The sequence below is a fragment of the Priestia veravalensis genome, from assembly GCF_001457055.1.
Taxonomy (GTDB): Bacteria; Bacillota; Bacilli; order Bacillales; family Bacillaceae_H; genus Priestia; species Priestia flexa.
This window is the reverse complement of sequence record NZ_KQ758631.1, coordinates 39,741-62,124: the sequence shown is the minus strand read 5'-3', so window position 1 is coordinate 62,124 and position 22,384 is coordinate 39,741. Positions and strand designations below refer to the sequence as shown.

Here is a 22,384-nt window from a genome sequence, read left to right as displayed (position 1 = left end):
GGCGCTATGAGATTTATTAAATTTAACGATAAAAACGTTGATTCATTTTTATATATGGAGCTTGCCGATTTAACAAAAACGCTTACAAAAAACGATGATATTGAAGTTGAGTATCGGGTGTCCTCTTACTATGATCCGCTACAGAAAATTATTTATCTAAGTCACTTCTGGGATAATCGACCCGATAGTGATAAAGTGTATGGCCTTAAAAGCGACGTGTTTTTAAGAGCGATTGGAAGCTATTATCACTGTGATTTCCAAGAGGTAAATGCGTATTTGAAAAAAGTGAAGCGTTCATCTGTCTCAAGTCTTGCAAAACAGCTCTTTATGCTTTTTGAAGACTTACGTTTAGAAGATGTATGTACGAAAGAAAGACCTGGTACGAAGAAAGCTTTCGCCACACGCAGAAACGTATACCGTAAGTATTTTGCTACCCAGCTCAATGCAAATTTAATAAAAAGCGTTCATACCGATGCACTCTTTAATGGCATCTATCTCTTATTAACGGCGGAAAACCCGTTTGAAGAAATTCCGTTCATTACAAATGAGGTTGATATGGCAATGCCATTTATTCGAAGCCAGCTAGTGAAGGTGTATGAAGCGAAAACTACTAAAGATATTGCACGTATTTGCTTAGAGCTTGTTGATTTGTTTGATGATATTTTAGACAAAGACATGCTTAATACGTATTTCTTTTTGGCAGAGCTGGATTATGAAGAGTTAGAGACAGGCTTAACTTTTGACAATTTAAAACGTGAATCCAAACTTGCAAATGATGATATTTTAGAGCATGAACAAGACGGCGATGAAGATATTCATGAAGAGAAAATGGAAATGTGGCACCGTGAAACAAGTAAAGCAACGCAAAGCTTTTTGCAATTTGATATGGATCAAGGCTCTAAAACGGATATGCTAGGCGATGGTGTACGTGAAGGAGACGATGGTGATCAAGCGCTCGGTATTGTTCAAGGTGCTTCACAAAAAACGTCACGAAACGATTACTCACAGATGGAAGCAATGGATCAAACGCATCCAGAAAAAGACGGAGCAGCTGACTATGAATATGGAAAAGATAATAAGTACGCGTTTCCAGTGTTCGTGGATCCAACCATTCCCACAGACGAAGAAGTTGCTTTGTATGGTGAAAATAAACAGCTTATTTCATCTTTTCAAAAGAAGCTAAAACAAATGATTGAGAAGACGTTAGAGCATAAAAAAACGTTACCGAGAAGTGAACTTCAGTTTGGTCGTTTAAATAAAAGGTTATTAAAGCTATGGACAGATGATAATCCTCGCTTGTTTTATAAAAAAGACCAAGAATCTCCGCAGATTGACGCGGTTTTCTCTCTACTCGTTGATTGCTCAGCATCAATGTATGACAAAATGGATGAAACGAAGCTAGGAATTATCTTATTCCACGAAGCGCTAAAATCAGTGAGGGTTCCACATCAAATCGTTGGGTTTTGGGAAGATACAAACGATGCAACTGAAACAAGCCAGCCTAACTATTTAAAAACAGTGATGGACTTTCAATCTTCTCTTAAACCAAAAAGCGGTCCTGAAATTATGCAGTTAGAGCCAGAGGAAGATAATCGCGACGGATTTGCTATTCGTCACATGACAAGACGCTTGCTAAAGCGAACGGAAAGACAAAAATTTTTACTCGTATTTTCAGATGGAGAGCCTGCAGCGATGGGATATGAACAAAACGGTATCGTTGATACGCATGAAGCAGTGCTTGAAGCAAGAAAGCATGGAATGGAAGTAATTAATGTCTTTTTATCAAACGGTGAAATTGATGAGGGACAGCGAAAAACAATTCAAAATATGTATGGGAAATATAGCATCCTAGTACCAGATATTAAAGAGTTGCCAGATGTTTTATTTCCGCTTCTGAAAAAATTACTTCATAAAAGTATTTAAGGATATTGACAGAAATGCAGATTATCCACTAATATAAGCTTATAAATGAAAAATGTTCTCCTAGAGGGGAGTAGCTTTTACAATAAAGTCGTCATTTCAGAGCAGTTGCTCTCGGCTTTATTGGCAACGAACGGTTGTTAGCAAGACCTTTACCCATACGGTAAAGGTCTGTATTTATGTTTAAAGCCTTTACCACATTGGTAGAGGTTTTTTTCATTTAATATAGACAGTAGAGGAGAAAATAACATGATTTTACGAAAATATATGTCCCTGTTAGGTGTAGGTTCAGCTCAGATTGATTTAATTTTATCAAAAGATCAGTATTGCAAAGATGAGTCTGTCAAAGGGGAGTTTCATTTAAAAGGTGGAATTGTTGAGCAGGAAATTACGCGCATTGAGTGTGACTTAATTGTAACAGACCATCAAAGTAAGGAAGAAGTGATGATTGGTTCAACGAGTCTTTTAACATCAAGAAAAATTAAAAATGGACACCTAGAGAAAATCCCTTTTACATTTGATTTACCAACAGAGCTTTTACCTTCTAACGATAAACGATCGTATAGGTTTAAAACAAGGTTAACTTTTAGTGAAGGGGTAGAAAGTAAGGACCAAGATCAGATTACCATTACGGAATAAGAAAACAGCCTGAGAAAAAGCTCAGGCTGTTCTTTTATTCTTCTTCCTTATCAAACCAAAGCAGTTCTTGGTCGTCAACGTCTCCGTTATAGTTAATTAACACTTCATCCCCAGCTTTAATGTCTGTATAGGCATAAAACTCGAATACGTGTTTATCAAAGTTAATTTCATAAGTAGCATTAGGGGTATAAGAGTGATTAAATAGCATCCCATAGCCTAATAAAATAGCAGAATGATTAATGCCATATTCAAATGAATAATCTGCTAAAAGCGTTTTTTCAATATGTTCATGTTCTTCGTTAGGGTAAGCAATAACAGGTGCTTCGTGGATTAAATCACCTTTTTTAATATCTTGCGTTGCAAATACCCCGCGATTAAATTCACCATCACTTAATGTTGAGGCCTTAATTTCGATCATGTGTTCACCTATTTATTCTTTCTTCTAAATTTTAGTTCCTCCTTAAGCTTGCCAGGTAATCAAGTAGAAATCAACCATATTTTAAAAATAAGTTGGCATGAATAGAAGCAGGAGTTAAGTATGGTTTGTTCCATTGCGCTGCAGATACTCGCTTTCCGCAGGGAGGAACCTGAGCCTTCTCGCTTGCGTTGCGAGGTCTCAGGCTTTCTGCTAGTGCTTCATTCCAATAGTTTTTAACTTGTTTTTGGAACTAATAAAAGACATCCAAACGATCAAAAGTGTTTAACTTTCAACAGTTTGGATATCTCGTTAGCTAACATACGTATGGCCCAGACCTTTTAGGTAATTAAACCATTGGTTTCAGCATAAATTCATGCACATATGAACGGTTAGCGTATAGCGTATACTGTGGATGCGTTTTTGCTCCCCAGCTATCGTCACCGCCTACACCCATTTGCTTATAGTTAATGCGAATGGACGTTTTATCACTAACAGGCAGCTTGTAATGATGATCATAGCTTTCAAGTTCAAACGGAGTGTGCGGTAATGCACTTAATTCAATGGTTGGTGTACCCTTAATTGAGAAACCAACGCTGTTTTCATTGAGAACGCGTGCTGAACGAACGTCCGTTTTATTCCCGCATTCCTGTGGACGTAAATAAGGTGTTACCTGTGACTTTACATCACTTGTATAATAACCAACCTTTGCTCCTGTGTTGCGATCCCAATGATTTTCATGAGGTCCTCTTCCGTACCAAGAGAGCTGGTTAAATTCTTTTGGCATAGTAAAGCGTAAGCCGAATTCAGGAATTTCAGGCAGCGTCTTGCTCGGAACGAGAGTTTGACGAATGGCAACCTGTCCGCTGTTATCTACTTTATACACAATTTCACAGGTTGTATTTTCAAGCGCACGAAAGCAAAAGCGTGTGGTAATAGCTATATGGTTTTGCTGTTCTTGTACACTGAACGATTCCAACTCTCTGTTAAGGCTTGCTTCTCTCCAAACTTGGCAGCGCTCTTGAAGTTTGTTACCCAGATCGTTATCCGTTACTGCTCTCCAAAAGTTTGGCTGCAATCCATCTAGCAATAATTCGGTATCTTTACATAAATAAGAAGTTAACAACCCAGATTCTTTGTTAAATGTAAGGGTAGCAGAGTCAGCTTTAATCGTAATTTCTTGGCTTGTATCTTTTATAGCACGTCGCGCTTTTGTCTCAGCTGCAGGTTGTGAAGCAACTTGTGCCGGTAGAATAAACTGTTCAAATGCTACTTCATGACCTTTGTCAGCCCACTTGGTCTGGCTTTTTAATTTCATTGATAGAGTAGCAATAAATTCATCATCGTTTTGGGATTTTTTATAATCATCCAACGGTAATTGAATCTCTTTTGTTGTTTGAGGTTTTACATCTACTATAAACGAATAGTTATAAATGTCTTCACCATTTTTTGTCACTGTAAGCGTAAATTCATACTCTTTTAAATTTGTAAACAAGTAATCATTTTGGACAGTAAAGGTTTTTTGTCTAAGATCAGTAGCCTTCCATGATACAGCTTCATAGCATTTTTTAACTTCATACAGCTTTGGCGTCACGTCACCATTAGCAAATAAAAGTCCGTTACCGCTAAAATTGCCATCATGTGGACTTTCTCCAAAGTCACCACCGTATGCTAAATAAGTAATTCCTTCTTTTGTTGTTGTTTCAAGAGCTTGGTCTCGCCAATCCCAAATGAAGCCGCCTTGTAAGATAGGGTATTGATTAATAATATTCCAATAATCAGCTAAGTTACCGCACGAATTCCCCATTGCATGGCTATATTCACAGAGAAGATAAGGCTTTTTAGGGTTCATCAGCGCATATTTTTCAATGTCGGCCGGCTTAATGTACATCGTGCTTTCGATATCAGATGCATCGTAATCTCGGTGATGGAATATTCCTTCATAATGTACGAGGCGCGTATCATCTTTTTGCTTGAAGAAATCATACATATGCTTGAAATTTTCCCCACCAAACGATTCGTTTCCAAGTGACCAAATGACAATAGAAGAGTGGTTTTTGTCACGTTCGTACATAGAGCGACAGCGATCTAAAACATTTTCTTTCCATTCAGGCTTACTTCCCGGGATTGCATCTTGTTCCCCTTCTTGCAGGTAGCTCCATGTCCCGTGAGTCTCCAGATTTGTCTCGTCAATTACATAAAGGCCATACTCATCGCAAAGTTCGTACCAGCCTGAAGCATTAGGGTAGTGAGAGGTGCGCACTGCGTTAATATTAAACTGCTTCATTAATAAAATATCATGGAGCATATCTTCTTTTGTAATGCCGGCTCTACCTTTCGTCGCAGAAAACTCATGGCGGTTTACGCCTCTGAAAACAATTGTTTCGCCGTTAATCTTCATTAATCCATCTTTTAATTCAAATGTACGAAATCCAACCTTGCAGCTTTGTGCTTCAATTACGTTTCCGTCTCCACCTTTCAAGGTTAGCACAAGCGTATAGAGATAAGGGCTTTCTGCACTCCATTTGTTTGGTGAGGCAATGCTTGCTTCAAGCAAAGCAGTCTCTTGTTCATGTACTGAAAGAGATGTTTGCAATGGCTGATTCAGCATTTCTTTAAGCTCAGCATCATAAAGCATGGCTTCAAGCGTTACGTTTTCAGCAATTTGTTCGATATAATTCGTAATATCAGCAGAAATCGTTAGCTTTCCGTTCACATATTTGTCATCTAGCTGTGCGCGGACGGTAAAGTCAAAAATATGAACTGGAGGAGTAGAGTATAGATAAACGTCTCTAAAAATTCCGCTCATTCGCCAAAAATCTTGATCTTCAAGCCAACTAGCATCGCTCCAACGATATACCTCTACAGCTAGTTTATTTTCACCTTCTTGAATATAAGGAGTTAAATCAAACTCAGCAGGCGTAAAGCTATCTTCACTGTATCCGACTAGTTCACCGTTTACCCATACATAAAAAGCGGATTCTACTCCTTGAAAACTAAGATAGATAGGCTGATTGTTCCAACTTTTATCTACTGTAAAAGTGCGCGTGTATTGTCCTACAGGATTATAGTTAGTTGGTGCAAAAGGTGCTTTAATATCATCATGATGTATCCAAGGATACGTCACGTTTGTATATTGTGGGTAATCGTCTCCTTGAAGCTGCCAGTGGGAAGGGACCGAAATGGATTCCCACGCGCTATGATCAAAATCTTTGCGATAGAAATCCATAATGCGTTCATCAGGGCGCGGTACCCACTGAAACTTCCAATCTCCATTCAAAGACTGATAGTAAGAAGATGAGGTATTAGAGTGTAAGGCTTGTTCTGGCGTTTGATAAATTGTCGTATTTGCATGAGCTGGTAAGCGATTTAATTGGAAAATTTCAGGATTGTTATTCCATTCAGGAAACCCGTTTGCTGGTGGAGTATAGCTGAATTTTTTAATTGTTTTTAACATGTTCATCCATCCCTTATTCATTTATAATGGTATATGAATATGATAACGCTTACTAAAAAGCGAATCAATCAGACAATTTTAAAAACATATAACAAAATTCATATGAAGAATGATGAGCAGGAGAGGGAGTTAAATGGATAAAGCAATTTTTCCAACACTAACAGAGTTAGATATTAGCCTACCCTTTTATGTCTCAAGCGTAGGGTACTGGAAACATCAAGTTCATATCGCACGTGAACACGAGTTTCCAGACTTTCAGTGGATTCAGTGTATGAGTGGGAAGGGGAAGCTTTGTGTGAATAACGAAGCGTATACAATTGAACAGAATGAAGGTTTTTTTCTAACTCCTCATGTTCCGCATGAATATTATCCTTTAAGTGAACAGTGGGAAGTATGGTGGGTTTCGTTTAATGGAGCACAAATCAATGAAACTCTTCGAACATTTGGCTTGCTAAACTCAACAAAGGTTAAGGTAACGTATGCTGAAACGCTTTTGCAAAAGCTAAATGATATGATTACAGCGTTCGAAAGCAAAGGATCATCAAGTAGCTTAAAGGCTTCTGAGTTAATTTATAGCTTTTTACTTCATTTACAAAATGACTGCTTGCTGTCTGAAAGAAAAACGAGACATGAGCACCACGCGCAGCTTCAGCCTGCCATTGATTATATTGAAGGTTCGTATGCTAGTGTTGTAACCCTAGATGCTATTGCTCACTCTTTAAACGTAACGCCTCAGTATACGTGCCTTTTATTTCAGCAAGCTTTTGGTTTAAGACCAATCGAATACGTTACGCGAGTGCGCATTCAAAAAGCGAAGGAGCTCTTAATTAAACATAGCCAAATGTCTGTCTCAGAAGTTGCAGCATTTGTTGGATATGAAAATGTCAGCTATTTTATTAAGCAGTTTAAGAAATATGAAAAATTAACCCCTAAGGCATTTCGCAAACTGTATTTATCATCATAAACTTAAAAAGGAGTCGAGCGATGAATCTTGCTATAATAGAAACAGAGCGGTTAATTTTAAGAAAGATGAAAGCGTCTGATGATCAAGCGCTGTTTCAAATATTTAATGATCCAAAAGCGATGAAATTCTATCTTCATACAAAAAGCATGGATGAAACCAAGCTGTGGATTCAATCTGTCCAAAATCATGATATGTCCTACGGCTTTAGTTTGTGGACCGTAGAAAAAAAGGGGGGAAAACAAATTATCGGGCAGTGTGGCTTGTTGTTGCAAAAGGTTGATGGCACCATAGAAGTAGAGTTAGGGTATTTATTTCTTCAAGATTTTTGGGGGAAAGGCTATGCAACCGAAGCGGCTCAAAGTTGTATTAACCACGGGTTTCAAAACCTTGGGTTAACGAGGATTACAGCTTTAATTGATCCAGAGCATCACGCATCGCGAAAAGTAGTGGTAAAAATAGGAATGAAAAAAGAAAAGCAGATTATAAAGTGGGATAAACCTATTGATGTTTATTCAATTCAAGCTGGAGGGGTGTCAGTTGACTAATATTGTAGAATTAACAAATATTTCACTTATACGCGAAAACAAATTGCTGCTAAACGACATATCGTGGGAAATCAATCAAAACGAGCATTGGTGTTTACTAGGCTTAAATGGCTGTGGCAAAACAACGCTCTTAAACGTTATAAATGGATACATATGGCCAACTAAAGGAGAAGCAACGATTTTAAATCATACGTTTGGTGCAACTAATTTGCCAGAAATGCGCAAAGAAATTGGCTGGGTCAGTTCGTCGTTACAACAGAGATTTCCTGAGGATGAAACGGCAATCACGATTGTTTTAAGCGGTAAGTTTGCTTCAATTGGATTGTATGAAAGCGTAACTCAAGAAGAGATAAAACGTGCAAACCAACTGCTCAAGCAGCTTAAGTGCCAGCACTTTGCAAATCAACTATATCGCACCTTATCTCAAGGTGAGCGTCAACGAGTGTTAATTGCACGCGCATTGATGGCGTCTCCAAAGCTTCTTATTCTAGATGAGCCGTGTACAGGTTTAGACCTTTTAGCTAAAGAGCAATTACTATTGTTAATCCAGCAGATTGCGATAGAACCAGATGGTCCAACTCTTATTTATGTGACGCATCATGTAGAGGAAATCTTATCCTGCTTTACCCATACTATGCTAATGAAAGAAGGACGAGTGTTTTCGGCTGGCAAAACAGCTGATTTGTTAACGGAGGATCGGCTTTCTGCGTTCTTTGAACAGGAAGTATTAGTTCAAAAAATAAAAGACCGTACATGGCTATCGCTAAAAGAAAAAGTTACCTATTGAAAATATAGAATTTTCAAATGAAAAGAGGCTGGGACATAAGTAATTCAGCCAATGATAAACCTGAACGATTGAGAGTTTCTCACTTTTAATCGTTCAGATTTTTTGTTGATTGTGAAAACAATGTTGGAAACAGGGTGGAATGGAGCATAGGACACTCGACTCCTGCGGGAAAGAGAGGGAAAACGGAGATCCCGCAGCGCAGCGAGGAAGCTCAGGTTCCTCCCCGCGGAAAGCGAGTGGCCGTAGCGCAATGGAACGAACGTGTTCAGACAAACCAAAAAGATTGGAACAGCTAGTGTTCGTCTCTTAGAAGCAATCATTTTGTTATGTCCCAAACTCTTTTTTAAGCCTTTGCTTGATAATGAGAAAGAGCTAATAATGGAAAAAGGTCATTATAGCTGTGATAGTTAATATAAAATTGCCCGGGAAGTCCTATACCGGTCGGATAGTTCCGTTGCTGTATAGTTTGTTCTGAGCGATTAAGTAAAAAGGAAACACCATCTATTATTTCTTGGTTTGTTTTTGGACAGACGCTTAGTAGTGCATCTATAGCCCAAGCCGTTTGAGAAGGTGTACTAAACGATAATGGTATATAGCGCTTGTATTTCGCACTAGAGCATGATTCTCCCCAGCCGCCATCTGAACGCTGGATGCTCTTAAGCCAGTTAATTGCTTTTACAATCTGCTTATCGTGTTTTGAAACACCTACTGCTAAAAGGCCCGTAACGGCTGCCCATGTACCGTATATATAGCAAACTCCCCATCGACCATACCAGCTGCCATTCTCTTCTTGATTGTCAAATAACCAATCAACGGCTGCTTGAATTTTTGGGTGATTTTTGTTCATGCCTCCAAATGACCCAAGGCATTCTAGTACTCGGCCCGTTAAATCCGCAGTTGCGGGATCTGTAGCCGCATCTTCCGCATTTTCAAGGGGTAGATACGTAAACAATGTGCTATCAGTGTTTTTTTCAAAGGCAGCGAACCCACCGTCTCGATTTTGCATCGATAACAGCCAGTTGATTCCTTTTTGCCACGAATGGAAATAGGAAGGATCGTCTGAGGCTCGACTTGTTAGTGCACGAATTGCAGCTGAAGTATCATCTAAATCAGGGTTGATGGTGTTGTTATGTGAAAATCCCCATCCACCTGGTTGAATACCTGGGTTGTGAACACGCCAATCTCCAAAGCGAGAATGTTGTTTTTGCTGTAAATAGGAAGTCGCTTTTCTTATCATGGGGTCTTTCCAAGATAGGCCGGCTTCTTGAAGTGCATAAGTTAAAAGAGCTGTATCCCATACGGTTGACGTAGAATTTTCAATATGTGTATAAGTGGAGCATTCACTAGCTAATCCGCAAATTCCCTCAACGGCCCGTTGAACAATTGGAGAATTACGCTTATATCCAAGCGCTAAAAGAGCGTAAATCATAAAAAATGTAGCACTAGCGTAACTGTATAGCGTCCCATCATCTTCTAATCGATCGAGCATGTAGCGCTCAGCTGCTTGATACCCAAGTCGATGAATATAAGATGGAAGGGATGTCAAATGTTTCACTTGCTTAAGAAATGGTGATGCTCGAACATTTCGTTGCATATCCAGTTCCTCTGACCTTGTGAGTAAATGGCTGAGAGAAGGGGTATGCTTAGATGTCACTGAAAATTTTTTATTGGCAACGATCATCATTGGAATAAAATGAATGCGTGCATAAGCGCTTAAATTATAAAAGCTAAGTGGAGCGTTAGGCGGAACGACTAGAAACGAAAGCGGTAAATAAAATAACGAAGGCCAGTCGTACAATCCGTTTGCTGCGAGCATCCATTTTGTCATAAAATGAGCCTTTGATAGCGCATTGGTTTCAATGAGGTAAGCTTCTGCTTTTCGAAGAACGCGATCTTCACGCGTATAGAAGCCAGAATATAAAAGGGCTGCGTAGGCTTGAAGAGTCGCAGAGGGGTTTGGCTTTTCATCATCGTGTAAAGTCCAAACGCCATCTTTGTTTTGTTTTGAAACAATTCGTTTTGTAAGCTTTTCAACAAGCTTTTGGTTTGGGTGTTCGATGCTTCGCAATAGCATAATTAGGAAAGAATCAGTCATAACGCCACCTTCAAAGCAATACTGAAATGAACCATCAGCTGACTGTCTGCCTTGAATTTTTTGTATATAATAATGGATCTCTTTTGCTGTTTTTTCTTGTAGCATGAGTCATCACCTCAAATTAATATTTACTAATTCCAAACCCTCACTATTTAACCTTATTCCATTTGGACGTCTTGTATGAGGGTTGAAAGTTGCAAAGCAATGTTCATTTCCTGCAAAATAATAGTAGATTAAATGAGGTGAAAAGGAATGAAAGAAATAAAGGTAGAGATTATCCAGGGAAGAGGATCTTATTATAACCTTGGTATGCTACAAGGGTTACTGCATAAGGGCACAAAGCTTGAAGAGAATCATTTGAAAAGAAGAAAGCGATCGATTCGAAGCTATGAGGCTAATCAACGTCAGGCTAAAACGTATTATGATTTGTTTGCACCAGGCTTGTGGAGTGAGTTAGAAGGATTGAGTGAAGGGCTAGAATGGTCGCTTGAAGATATTGTTCATGAATACAGTGGCTATCAACAAAACTGGGATAAAACAGGGTGTTCTGCTCTTATGCAAAACGGAGTGTATGTGCGTAACTATGACTATCACCCTAAAACATATGAAGGAAGGTTTTTACTCTTTCAACCCGACCAAGGCTTTGCTAGCGTAGGATTTGGAACTAGAATGATTGGTCGTATGGATGGTATGAACGAAAAAGGCCTTGTAGTCGGCTACCATTTTGTCAATCGTCGCAGGCAGACAGGTGGCTTCATTTGCTGCACGTTAGCTCGTTTTATTTTGGAATCATGCGAAACAACGGAAGAAGCGATAGCTGTTTTAGAGAGAGCACCCCACAGGCATGCATTTAACTATTCACTTTATGATCGAAGTGGGAATGCAGCTGTTGTGGAGGCATCAGGTAGAGGAGTGCGCGTATTGAGAGGAGCTACGATGGCTTGTACAAATCATTTTCATGAATTAGTCGAAGAGAATCGTCATCACCTCGTTGAATCAACAGAGCGTTTAGAGAATATTCGGAACCAGATTGACCAAGCGCTATCCATACGAGATTCGTATCAAGTTTTTAATGATCCAGCCTACGGAGTCTTTAAAGAAGACTATAAAAATTCAGCTGGAACGTTGCATACGGTTGCATATGAACCTCATATGCTGCAAGTAGCAGTTGGAATTGGTCGGTCAGCTGAGCCTTTCACCTTTTCATTTAAAGAATGGATAGAAGGTAAACCTTTGGATAAATCATATTTGAAAGGGATTATTCATACAACAGAGGAATTTCCATTTGAAGAAACCAAGCACTAATGATTTTTTATTAAATTTTGTTAACAACTTTGTCTGACAAGTTGTCAAAAACTTTGGTAAATGATAACGTTGTTGTTAGCTAAAATTATATATAGAAAGAAAGTGATGTTTTGTACTATTCATCAAGGCCAAGAGGCGTACACTTATTTATTCCGGGCCTACTGTTTGTACTGACAATTGTTTTATTTACAATGGTGCAAGTAGGATTTTATTTAGAATCAGGAATTATTCGAAAAATTTGGGTCATCCTAATGGCGTTACTCCCAGTAGCTGGACTTATTACAGCGATTAAAGGAAAGCGTGGGAGCGTGAAGACCTGGTTAATTCTTGGAAATTTAGTGCTTGTGTTAACTGTAACGGTGATGAGCGTTCAAGCTGTTTTCTCATAAGTTTTTACATAGGAAAGAGACTCAGACATAAGTAGTTCAGCCTCTACTATACCTGAACGATTGAGAGTTCATAACTTTTAATCGTTCAGGTTTTTTGGTTGATTGTGAAAACAATGTTGGAAACAGGGTGGAACGAACGTGTTGAGACAAACCAAAGAGATGGGAACAGCTAGTGTTCATCTTTTAGAAGCAATCATTTTGTTATGTCCCAAACTCTTTTTATTGTTTTATTAAATTAAAATAGTTTTTGTTTCTGCATAGACAGCTTCACCAGCAATTGAAATGCACAAATCACGAGAGTTTTCCACTTTAACATACACCAATCCATCCCTCTCTATTTCCAACCCTTGTTCAACAAGTAGATTCATGCTGCTGAAGGCTGAGTCGTGAACATAGGTTGCGTAGTAAGCGCCCATCACGCCTGAAGCAGTTCCTGTTACCGGGTCTTCTACTATCCCTGAATAAGGAGAAGAGAAGTGGCGCCCGTGCATATGTGCATCTTTATGAACGGTTTCAAAGCAAAAAGGATGAATAGAAGCTCTCGGAAAATCTGTTAGTAGTTGCGGGAATCTTTCCGATAAAGGCTGTATTTTTTGACAAGCAGTCAGCGATTTTAATGGCACAATTAAAGTCCAACTTCCCGTGCTTCCGTAAACAATGGGTAAATCTGAAGAAAAGTCATGTACTGTAATTCCAAGAGCACTTGCTAATTCATCTTTTGAGCCATTAAAAGGGTGAAAGCTAGGCTTTGCTTGATTCATTGTAATGAGTACCTGGTCGTTATCTTCTATTTTAATTGGTAAAATGCCAGCTTTGGTTTCAATCGTTAGTTTTTTTGAGAGCATGTTATTCGTATAGAGTGCATAAAGCGACGCAATGGTGGCATGTCCACATAAATCAACTTCCTGTCCAGGAGTAAAGTAGCGGATATGTAATTCTGCGGATGAAGATGGTAAAATAAAAGCTGTTTCACTAAATTTTGCTTTTGTTGCAATGAGCTGCATCTCATGATCTGTTAGTGAGTCAGCTTTAAAAACAACTCCTGCAGGGTTTCCCTTATGTGGTTTTCTACTAAACGCATCGTATTGATTAACTTTAATTTGTTTCATATAGTCACCTTCCTTTCTCTAGCATATCATAGTTTAATTGACTTCGAAGGCAGTAGATAAAGCAGTAGCTCGAATTTTCATTATACAAAAAATGGATTTCGGAGAGCTGTTTTATGTTACCATATGGATGATATAGTATGAAGGGGGACGCGAAAGCATGAAAAACGTAGTAGCTGCGCTTAGCATGGGAATGGGCTCAGTGGGAGTCGGGAAATTTGCAGCAAGCCATGTTTACAAGCAATAAAATCTTTAGTCAAGCCCTGTTTGCGGTCAATGGTGTATCAACAAGGTTATTATATACAGATTTAAGGATGCAAAAGGCTGGTCGCTTTTTAGAACAAGAAAATAAGTTTAAAAATAAAAAAGAAGCCGAAGTTTATCGTGACCTCATTAAAGAGCGCTATCAAACGGTTAAAGATTATTACCAAAACGAGTATGAGCGAAAAGATCAGGTTCGTAAGCAAACAAAGGAAGCAATCGATAAACGAATTAAAGAATAAAGTGGTGAAGCACCATCTTCATCAACTAATGACTAATAGAGAATAAAGGAATGTTAATAAATGAGTACATATATCGTTATCGGAGCAGGAATATTAGGAGCATCAACTGCTTATCATTTAGCCAAATCAGGAGCGGATGTAACGGTTGTAGACAAAAAGCATGATGGACAAGCAACAGATGCAGCTGCAGGAATTGTATGCCCATGGCTGTCACAGCGTCGTAATAAAGCTTGGTACCGTTTAGCTAAGTACGGTGCAAAATATTATCAAGACTTAATTGCAAGCTTAGAAGCGGATGGAGAAACAAATACAGGCTATAAAAAGGTTGGAGCGATCAGTATTCATACAGATGAAAATAAACTTGATAAAATGCAAGAGCGGGCTTACAAGCGACGTGAAGATGCGCCTGAAATTGGTGATATCAGTCGCTTGCTAGAAGATAAAACTCAACGGGAGTTTCCCTTTTTACAAAATGGCTTTCAATCTGTTCACATTAGCGGAGCTGCTCGCGTTAATGGAAGAGCATTGTGTGAAGCTCTGCTTGCAGGGGCCAAAAAACATGGAGCAAAACTCATTCATGATGAAGCCAAACTTCTATATAAAGGTAAAAAAATAAGAGGAGTTCTTACAAGTTCAGCTACTATTGAAGCAGATTATGTTATCGTTACGGCGGGAGCTTGGGCAAGAGAGCTATTTGAACCGATTGGGATTGATTTACAAGTTACGTATCAAAAAGCCCAAATTATGCATTTGCAGCTTGACGAAGAAGACACCGGTTCTTTACCTGTTGTGATGCCACCCAATGACCAATATATTCTCGCTTTTGAACAAGGTAAGATTGTAATTGGGGCAACACATGAAAACGACACGGGCTTTGATTACCGGGTAACAGCTGGTGGGGTTTATGAAGTGCTTAATAAAGCATTAGAGATAGCACCTGGATTAGCCGACGGAGCAATAGATGAAATTCGCGTAGGATTCAGACCGTTTACGCCAGGGTTCTTACCAATTATCGGGGCCGTTCCGTCACATTCAAACGTCTTTTTAGCAAATGGACTTGGAGCATCAGGTTTAACAGTAGGACCTTATTTAGGATCACAGCTTGCTAAGCTTGCGCTCGGACAAGAAATTGAGCTACCTCTTGAAGACTATTCTGTAGAAGATGCAATTCAAGCCAATAAATATATGTTCTAAATAATCATTAAGATGATACATCAGCGGATTAGACGTAATACAGTGATAAAAACTCTCCATTTTTATCTCTTATCCTAAAAAAATAAGAAAAGATAATGGAGTGGTGAAGAATGGATTGCTGTTTGCGTACAGCTCTCTCTTTACTAAAAAGATGTGTTCAATATAGCATGCAGAACACATCTTTTTACTTAGTCAACTGCTGATGGGACGAGATCTTCTTTTTGAATACTTGGTACACTTTTTGGTTCGTAGCGAAGGTCATTTGTTGAAAATAGTATAATGCTTACTGTACTTCCCTTTGCATAAGCGCGAATAAGGAGCGGTTGGTCATAGTTGTTTCGAAAATTGAAGTCAGGACCGTACCAGCTTACAGTGGCATCTCTTCCCGGTGGAACATAGTGAACCGTTTTGCTATGTGAAAATCGCTGAGTTACTTCCAATCCCGCACGATCAACGGCGTTAAACAAGGTTGAGGAAACTTGACAAATGCCACCCCCAATTCCTTCTGAAAATTCACCACGCACGATAATTTTAGCAGGAAGATAGCCTTTTTCTTTTGTTCGTTGCCCCACAGTACGATTAAACGAAAACGTTTCTCCAGGAAAAATAACTTGATTATTAATGGCTTCTGTAGCTAAAGAAATGTTGTGTGAGCGGTTTTTATTATGCGTATTAAAATAAGTATAATAATGACTAATTTGCTTGGACCGTACGGATGCTAACAGTTCGCTGTCCACTTTAGGATAAATAGCCACCTTTGGAATCTTAATGGATGGTTGTGAATGATTATAAAAGGTTCTGTAAAACTCTTCTTTAAATAATACGCTGTTAAGCTGTGAGCCAGGTTGCTCAGAAATGATGTTGCCCGCACGATCAAGCTTTGCATTAACAGGTGGTTTATACACAATAGGCTGAATTTTTTTCAATAGCATGTCGTATTTATCATCATCAATAAGTGGAACGCCTGGAATATCACTTTGAATATCTGCACGATTAATGGTTGTAATTGGTTTATTGTCATCGGTTAATAACAAATGGTCTGATACCGCAGTTGGATGAGCAACCAACATAAGACCTAACATCCAAGTTAGTTTCATACGCATTTCCCTCCCGATGTTAGTATAAGGAAGCATAACAATTTCATGTAACCGAATAAAGGTTTCTTTTAGTTATTAAGTGCCAATCATAAAATACATAAACTGTCGTATATTAATAAAGCTAAAATGTACATGAAAGAGGTTTATGTATGAACAAATATTTCATTATTTTATTGTTTATAAGTCTTATTACGCCGACTCAAGCAAGTGCAAAAGCAAAAAATCATCCTTTAACTTATTATGGCGCAGTACAAAAAGGTAAAATTATACCATGGAAAGAAGCCCAACATTTACTTCTTAAAGGCAAGAAATTTACGGTAATTGATATGGATACAGGTTTATCCTTTAACGTGCAGCGGCGAGCGGGAAACAAGCATGCAGATGTACAACCGTTAACAAGAACCGATACAGCCGTTATGAAATACATCTATGACAATCATTGGAGCTGGAATAGAAAAGCAGTTCTGATTCCTGTAAAAGAACAGCTTATAGCTGCATCGATGAATGGTATGCCACACGGGGCCGGGGCGCTAGATAACGGATTTCCAGGACATTTTTGCATTCATTTTTTAGGCAGCACTACTCATAAACGAAATCATGCTGACCCAGATCATCAAATGATGGTGTTAAAAGCCGGAGATAATCTTGAGAAATTTGTTTCTACAGCTACACCAGAACAACTCATTCAGCTTTTCTTAATTGGAGTTAAACAAAGAGATGATATACTGTTGAAAGCAGCGGTAGGTAAAAAACAGCTAGAAAAAGTCTATTCAAAAGTGGAAAAGATTGAAGCATTACATTACAAACAAGAAGAAATTCAATCAGTGATAGAAACACAGCCCTTAATCGTAAAGGGAGCAGTAAATGTTTCAACTATTGCAGTTGAGAGAGGTGAAGGTCAAAGAAGCTTAACAGTGAGCTTTAAATTAGAAAAACCTTCAACCAGTGGTACTTGGAAGATTAAAGAGGTAAGTTTTAACTAGCTAACAAAAAGCTGTTTGTATGAGGCAGTTTTTTTATAAAATAACAGGATCACTGTTTAAAATGCTATACACGCGATAATGAGTAATTTATACTAATAGTGAGTTTATCGACTTATTTTTAAAAATTAGAAAGAGGTTTTTATCGTGGTGAAAGCGGGTTTATTTGGACATTATACCTTTGTAGGAGTTTTATTTGGCTGTATTTCTGGGCTCTTTATTGAAGGGGTTGTATACGAAGAAATCGCAGTTTTACCGCTCGGTCTATTCAGTGGTTTGTTAGTGGGTAGCTGCGTCGATTTATATCGGTGGTGGAAAACGCCTGTAAAATAAAAAATCGTCAACATAAACTGAATTGTAGCAGTTGTCACAATCGGTATTTTGAAAATAAGTAATGGAAAAGAAAATATGTTATAATGCTCTTAACAGTAACAGTTAAGGGTGATGACAATGGAAATTGGTCAGCGTATTAGAGAGTTAAGAGGAAAAAAAGGAATGTCTTTAACCGAACTTGCTACACGAGCTGGGGTAGCTAAATCTTATATTTCATCGGTAGAGCGTGGCATTCAGCTTAATCCTTCAATTCAGTTTTTAACAAAAGTGTCGAATGTATTAAATGTTAATGTTGAGACGCTTATCAATGGTACCGGTGATAAAGATGAATCACAGTTAGACGCAGAATGGGTAGAGCTTGCAAAAGAAGCGGCACATTCCGGAGTTAGTAAAGAACAATTTAAGCAGTTTTTAGAGTTTCAAAAGTGGCAGCGCACTAATCAATAAGCTGCTTAAAAAATAAATGAGATGGTGTTTAAATTCAGAAAATAACGAAAGATTATTGACAATAAAATGTTAAAGTGATAAGATTCACATGTGTTCTTTATAAAGAACACATGTGTTTTTTGCTCTTATTTACTTGTTTATGAGGTACATGAGCAGTTATGAAACAAAAGCATATAAAGGAGGATTAAAATGAAAAAAGAATGGAATACGCCAACGGTTGAAGTGTTAGAAGTCAAAATGACATTAAAAGGTTGGGAAGACAAGCCATCAAAAGATTCTTCCAACAATGACCTAGACAGCTAATAACAGCTAGATGGCCTTGTTACGTTGTTCGCAAGGTCATCTTCTGGTTTTTTATAAACCACAGCATGTAGTGATCCTGGGAAATAGATAAACTTTGTTTACATCTAAACTATCAGCGTCAAGGTTACTTCAGTCATTTCTTTTCTATTTTTAACCATCATGCAAAGATCTATCAGCCTAAGTACTACATAGCCCTCGTTGAAAAGAAGCTGTACCGTATGCTTCGCTTTTCATATCACTCGTGGGTTGAACAAACAGGTCCTGAGTTGGTTGGGCCTACAACATCTCTAATTCCAGTTATCATTCATATTGAAAAAATGATGCAAGAAGGAATCCTGTTGTCAATTATGAAAGAACCGAACACCCACTAAGCATAAATGATAAAAAATAAAAAAACATTATATTGACACGTTCTTTATAAAGAACAATATTATTGTTGAACATGCATAATAAGGGTGGTTAGCATGAAGAGTGAGAATATACAAACCTTTCAAAGAGGTAAAAGTGACAAAGAAATTAATTTAAAGGAATATTATGATGTGTTAAAGAAAAGAGTCTGGGTCATTCTAATCATTACGGCTATTACTACAATGATTGGCGTTATCTACAGCGGCTTAAATAGCTCCCCTCTTTATCAAACATCAACACGAATTATTATTAATACAGATAGTGAATACATGAAAACGTTAATGGTCATGATTAAAGATCCTATCATGATGCAAAAAGTAAAAGAAGAGTTAAGGCTACAAAAATCTCCAGAGTCGATTGCGAATCAAATACAAGTTACAAGGATTGACGAATCTCAAGTTGTGAGCATCTCAGTTGTTGACTCGACTCCACAAAGGGCAGTAAGTATTGCGGATACAACGGCTCGCGTTTTTAAAAATGAAATTGCTTCCATCTTAAAATTTAAAGATGTACAGCTATTATCCGGTGCAAAAGAAAACCCTTATCCCATCAATGAATCCCAAAGTCGTACAATTATTTTTACCTTTTTGTTTGGATTAGCAGTTGGTGTGGGTTTGGCATTCTTATTGGACTCTTTAGATGTAACGCTACGAAAGCATAGTGAGATTGAAGATATTCTCGGTGTTCCAGTTCTCGGCGTAATCTCAAGTATGAATAAGAAAAATTTATCTATTAATAAAAAACGAGCGAAAGAAATGGAAGTAAGGAGAGAAGCTGCTGATGCTAAGTAAAAAAAGTCAATCATCCGCTTTTAAAAAACAAAGTCTAATTGCTTACTCAAATCCAAACTCTTTAATTTCAGATCAGTTTCGAACAATTAGAACCAATATTCAATTTTTAATGAAAGAGAAAAAGAACTACTTGCTGTTAATTACATCTGCAGAGCAAGGAACTGGAAAATCAATGATTGCAGCGAATCTAGCGACTTCTATTGCTCAAAAGCAAAGAGTGTTATTAATTGATGCCAATCTCCGCTCTCCGTTCATCCATACAATTTTTAAGCTGTCTAATAAAGTTGGGCTTACAGATGTACTAGAAAGAACCGCTGATTTAGTAGAGGCTATATATCAGCCCGCCATCGGTCAGCTTGAAATTTTAACGAGCGGTAAACCATCTTATAATCCAGCAGAGCTTTTGGGAAGCGACACAATGATTCGACTTATGCAAATTATTGTTAATCGCTACGATGTAGTGATTATTGACTCACCGTCCGTATTAGATTTTACGGAAACAAGGTTAATGGCTAACCGGTGTCATGGGGTTGTACTTGTACTTAAGCAGGGAAAGATCAAACCTCAGCAATTGATTGAAGCGAAAAATATTTTAGATTTAGCGCATGCAAAGCTAGTAGGAACGATTATTAATGAAAAATAAGTATACAAATGTTCTTTATAAAGAACGAGGTGATGTCTACTTACCTGTATCAATGGAGACACTCGACCGTGCTGTGGGTTACAAAACCTTAGACGCTAGTCGTCAAAAGTGTGGTGTGAGGATAGGTTAGATGCCTATTTAGTTTAAATAAAGTTTTTATGTATGAAGTATAGTGTGAACTTTATACATAAGAACTTTATTATATTAATTCCAGAAAGAAAGGGATCAATTCATGACGCACAGACAGAGATTATCACTATTTATCGTCATCGATTCATGTATTGTTTTCATGACAATCTTCATTAGTAGATTTCTTGTTAATAGTGACTTTCATATAGTAACTGCTGAAATATGGATGAGTTCACTAGTATTGCTGCTTGGGCACCATCTGTTCGCTATTAAATTGGGCTTATATTATAAATCATGGGAGTATGCAAGCGTAGGGGAGCTCGTTATCATTTTAAAAGCTGTTTCTTACTCAGTTATGCTGGCCGGTGTGTTTCAACAAGTGATTATACAGACCGTTCATGTTCGACTTTTATTAATAACGTGGCTTTTGCATCTTTTGCTTATTGGGGGGTCACGATTTGTGTGGCGTGTTTATTTAGATTCTTTAAATAAAGAAAAGCAAAAGAAAAAACGAACACTAATTGTAGGCGCAGGCTCTGCCGGCACCATGGTTGTGCGACAGCTAGTAAAAAACAAACAAAGTGAGCTTTATCCTGTTGCGTTTATTGATGATAACGTAAGCAAGCAACACCTTGATATTTTAGGTGTAAGAGTTGTAGGAGGCTTGGACAGCATTGATTGGGTCGTTAGTGATTTAAAAATTGACAATATCATAATTGCAATTCCTTCTTTAACAAAAAAGCAGTTACATCGCATATCAAAAGCTTGTGTTAAAACACGAGTGAAAACTCAGACACTTCCAATGCTTGAAGATTTGGTAACTGGGAAAGTATCAGTCAATCAATTTCAAGATGTGAAGATAGAGAGCTTGTTGGGAAGAGAGCCTGTAGATATGGACATGCAAAGCGTGGCCAAGTACGTAACAAATAAAACGGTTCTCATTACGGGAGCTGGTGGATCCATTGGTTCTGAAATCGCTAGACAAATTACAGGGTTTGCGCCTAAGCAATTAATCTTATTGGGACACGGAGAAAACAGTATTTATTCGATTAGCGTAGAGCTAAAAGAACAATTCCCCACTACGAAAACGCTTTTTATAACAGAAATTGCAGATATTCAAGATGCTGAAAAAATGATGCGTGTGATGAAACACTATGCTCCTGACGTCGTGTATCATGCCGCCGCTCATAAACATGTTCCACTTATGGAACATAATCCAGAGGAAGCTGTAAAAAACAATGTTATTGGCACGATAAACGTAGCAAGAGCTGCCAGTGATAATCACGTGAACACATTTGTCATGATTTCATCAGATAAAGCCGTAAATCCGACAAGCGTTATGGGAGCAACAAAAAAACTAGCTGAATCCATTGTTCAATATATGAATGAACAGAGTGCAACAACATTTGTAGCCGTCCGCTTTGGAAACGTGCTTGGAAGCAGAGGGAGTGTTATTCCTCTTTTTAAGAAGCAAATTGAAGCAGGAGGACCTGTGACCGTTACAGATCCAGAAATGGTTCGCTATTTTATGACGATTCCAGAAGCGTCTCGACTTGTTATTCAAGCTGGAGCATTAGCAAAAGGTGGCGAAGTATTTGTTTTAGATATGGGAAAGCCTGTGAGAATTGTTGATTTAGCTAAAAATTTAATTACCTTATCTGGTTATAGTTTGGATGATATTGACATTGCATACACGGGAATTCGTCCAGGAGAAAAACTATTTGAAGAATTATTGACAAAAGAAGAAGTTCATGAGGAACAGGTTTATCCAAAAATTTACGTAGGCAAAACATCTTCGCCTTATTTTCAAGAGATTGAGAGATTACTTGCAACATCTCATGAATTAAATAAGCATGAACTGCGCAGCGAGTTAATTTATTTAGCAAATAAGAAGGTAGATAAGACATTATCTGTATCAAGTTAATATTACTGTA

At 38.1% G+C, this 22,384-nt stretch carries 23 protein-coding genes; 18 read left to right on the top strand and 5 right to left on the bottom strand.

The genetic code is table 11. From position 1 onward, the window contains the following. Positions 1 to 6: 6 nt before the first annotated feature. Together AS180_RS04350 and AS180_RS04345 are read left to right on the top strand one after the other, a co-directional pair. Positions 7 to 1,923 (top strand): vWA domain-containing protein, encoded by a 1,917-nt coding sequence (locus AS180_RS04350; protein ID WP_062686488.1) that lies wholly within the window; start codon positions 7 to 9, stop codon positions 1,921 to 1,923. Between the two features lie 246 nt (positions 1,924 to 2,169). Next, the gene (locus AS180_RS04345) at positions 2,170 to 2,559 is read left to right on the top strand and encodes a sporulation protein (RefSeq protein ID WP_025910522.1); all 390 of its coding nucleotides are present in this window, start codon (positions 2,170 to 2,172) and stop codon (positions 2,557 to 2,559) included. A gap of 34 nt (positions 2,560 to 2,593) precedes the next feature. Here AS180_RS04345 and AS180_RS04340 read toward each other — a convergent pair whose 3' ends face one another. Both AS180_RS04340 and AS180_RS04335 read right to left on the bottom strand, forming a co-directional pair. Beyond that, positions 2,594 to 2,977, bottom strand: coding sequence for an SET domain-containing protein (locus tag AS180_RS04340; RefSeq protein WP_025910521.1), 384 nt, complete (start codon positions 2,975 to 2,977; stop codon positions 2,594 to 2,596). Positions 2,978 to 3,323: 346 nt separating this feature from the next. Continuing rightward, entirely contained in the window at positions 3,324 to 6,431 is a 3,108-nt protein-coding gene (locus AS180_RS04335; protein ID WP_025910520.1) for a beta-galactosidase, LacZ type, read from the bottom strand. 133 nt (positions 6,432 to 6,564) lie between these two features. Between AS180_RS04335 and AS180_RS04330 the strand changes: the two genes are divergently transcribed. From AS180_RS04330 to AS180_RS22210, 4 genes are all read left to right on the top strand, one after another. Then, entirely contained in the window at positions 6,565 to 7,395 is an 831-nt protein-coding gene (locus AS180_RS04330) for an AraC family transcriptional regulator (protein WP_025910519.1), read from the top strand. 20 nt (positions 7,396 to 7,415) lie between these two features. Beyond that, a complete protein-coding gene (locus AS180_RS04325; RefSeq protein ID WP_025910518.1) occupies positions 7,416 to 7,940 on the top strand; it encodes a GNAT family N-acetyltransferase in 525 nt (174 codons plus the stop codon). 1 nt (position 7,941) lies between these two features. Further along, a complete protein-coding gene (locus tag AS180_RS04320; RefSeq protein WP_025910517.1) occupies positions 7,942 to 8,727 on the top strand; it encodes an ABC transporter ATP-binding protein in 786 nt (261 codons plus the stop codon). A 134-nt stretch (positions 8,728 to 8,861) separates the two neighbouring features. After that, entirely contained in the window at positions 8,862 to 9,023 is a 162-nt protein-coding gene (locus AS180_RS22210) for a hypothetical protein (protein WP_156413439.1), read from the top strand. A gap of 47 nt (positions 9,024 to 9,070) precedes the next feature. Here the strand turns inward: AS180_RS22210 and AS180_RS04315 are convergent, their stop codons facing one another. Further along, a complete protein-coding gene (locus AS180_RS04315) occupies positions 9,071 to 10,927 on the bottom strand; it encodes a terpene cyclase/mutase family protein (protein WP_062686487.1) in 1,857 nt (618 codons plus the stop codon). 147 nt (positions 10,928 to 11,074) lie between these two features. Between AS180_RS04315 and AS180_RS04310 the strand changes: the two genes are divergently transcribed. After that, positions 11,075 to 12,127: a C45 family autoproteolytic acyltransferase/hydolase gene (locus tag AS180_RS04310; RefSeq protein WP_061785796.1), complete on the top strand. Its 1,053-nt coding sequence runs from the start codon at positions 11,075 to 11,077 to the stop codon at positions 12,125 to 12,127. Positions 12,128 to 12,237: 110 nt separating this feature from the next. Beyond that, positions 12,238 to 12,516, top strand: coding sequence for a hypothetical protein (locus tag AS180_RS04305; RefSeq protein WP_226372925.1), 279 nt, complete (start codon positions 12,238 to 12,240; stop codon positions 12,514 to 12,516). 230 nt (positions 12,517 to 12,746) lie between these two features. Here the strand turns inward: AS180_RS04305 and AS180_RS04300 are convergent, their stop codons facing one another. Beyond that, positions 12,747 to 13,625, bottom strand: coding sequence for a PhzF family phenazine biosynthesis protein (locus AS180_RS04300; protein ID WP_061785235.1), 879 nt, complete (start codon positions 13,623 to 13,625; stop codon positions 12,747 to 12,749). A gap of 215 nt (positions 13,626 to 13,840) precedes the next feature. Here AS180_RS04300 and AS180_RS04295 point away from each other — a divergent pair, with 215 nt between their 5' ends. Both AS180_RS04295 and AS180_RS04290 read left to right on the top strand, forming a co-directional pair. Continuing rightward, positions 13,841 to 14,125 (top strand): hypothetical protein, encoded by a 285-nt coding sequence (locus AS180_RS04295; protein ID WP_139109149.1) that lies wholly within the window; start codon positions 13,841 to 13,843, stop codon positions 14,123 to 14,125. A 60-nt stretch (positions 14,126 to 14,185) separates the two neighbouring features. Further along, a complete protein-coding gene (locus tag AS180_RS04290; RefSeq protein WP_025910509.1) occupies positions 14,186 to 15,319 on the top strand; it encodes an NAD(P)/FAD-dependent oxidoreductase in 1,134 nt (377 codons plus the stop codon). Positions 15,320 to 15,507: 188 nt separating this feature from the next. Here AS180_RS04290 and AS180_RS04285 read toward each other — a convergent pair whose 3' ends face one another. Continuing rightward, entirely contained in the window at positions 15,508 to 16,416 is a 909-nt protein-coding gene (locus tag AS180_RS04285) for a VanW family protein (protein ID WP_061785237.1), read from the bottom strand. A gap of 149 nt (positions 16,417 to 16,565) precedes the next feature. On the opposite strand from AS180_RS04285, the gene AS180_RS04280 reads away from it, so the two are divergent. The 8 genes from AS180_RS04280 to AS180_RS04255 all read left to right on the top strand — a co-directional run bounded on the left by AS180_RS04280 (position 16,566) and on the right by AS180_RS04255 (position 22,374). Beyond that, entirely contained in the window at positions 16,566 to 17,399 is an 834-nt protein-coding gene (locus AS180_RS04280; protein WP_062686486.1) for a class III extradiol ring-cleavage dioxygenase family protein, read from the top strand. A gap of 144 nt (positions 17,400 to 17,543) precedes the next feature. Continuing rightward, entirely contained in the window at positions 17,544 to 17,729 is a 186-nt protein-coding gene (locus tag AS180_RS04275; protein WP_062686485.1) for a hypothetical protein, read from the top strand. A gap of 117 nt (positions 17,730 to 17,846) precedes the next feature. Continuing rightward, positions 17,847 to 18,176 carry a helix-turn-helix domain-containing protein gene (locus tag AS180_RS04270; protein ID WP_062686484.1) on the top strand — a complete coding sequence of 110 codons (330 nt, stop codon included), beginning with the start codon at positions 17,847 to 17,849 and terminating at the stop codon, positions 18,174 to 18,176. Positions 18,177 to 18,365: 189 nt separating this feature from the next. Next, complete coding sequence (locus tag AS180_RS22205; RefSeq protein ID WP_119543706.1) at positions 18,366 to 18,479, top strand: paeninodin family lasso peptide; 114 nt, start codon at positions 18,366 to 18,368, stop codon at positions 18,477 to 18,479. 218 nt (positions 18,480 to 18,697) lie between these two features. After that, positions 18,698 to 18,850: a hypothetical protein gene (locus AS180_RS22200; protein WP_156413438.1), complete on the top strand. Its 153-nt coding sequence runs from the start codon at positions 18,698 to 18,700 to the stop codon at positions 18,848 to 18,850. Between the two features lie 93 nt (positions 18,851 to 18,943). Further along, complete coding sequence (locus AS180_RS04265) at positions 18,944 to 19,678, top strand: YveK family protein (protein WP_062686483.1); 735 nt, start codon at positions 18,944 to 18,946, stop codon at positions 19,676 to 19,678. Then, positions 19,668 to 20,321 (top strand): CpsD/CapB family tyrosine-protein kinase, encoded by a 654-nt coding sequence (locus AS180_RS04260; RefSeq protein ID WP_064484033.1) that lies wholly within the window; start codon positions 19,668 to 19,670, stop codon positions 20,319 to 20,321. The genes AS180_RS04265 and AS180_RS04260 overlap by 11 nt, the downstream gene beginning before the upstream one ends. Positions 20,322 to 20,553: 232 nt before the next feature. After that, positions 20,554 to 22,374, top strand: a complete 1,821-nt coding sequence (locus AS180_RS04255; protein WP_062686481.1) for a polysaccharide biosynthesis protein — start codon at positions 20,554 to 20,556, stop codon at positions 22,372 to 22,374. Positions 22,375 to 22,384: the final 10 nt, after the last annotated feature.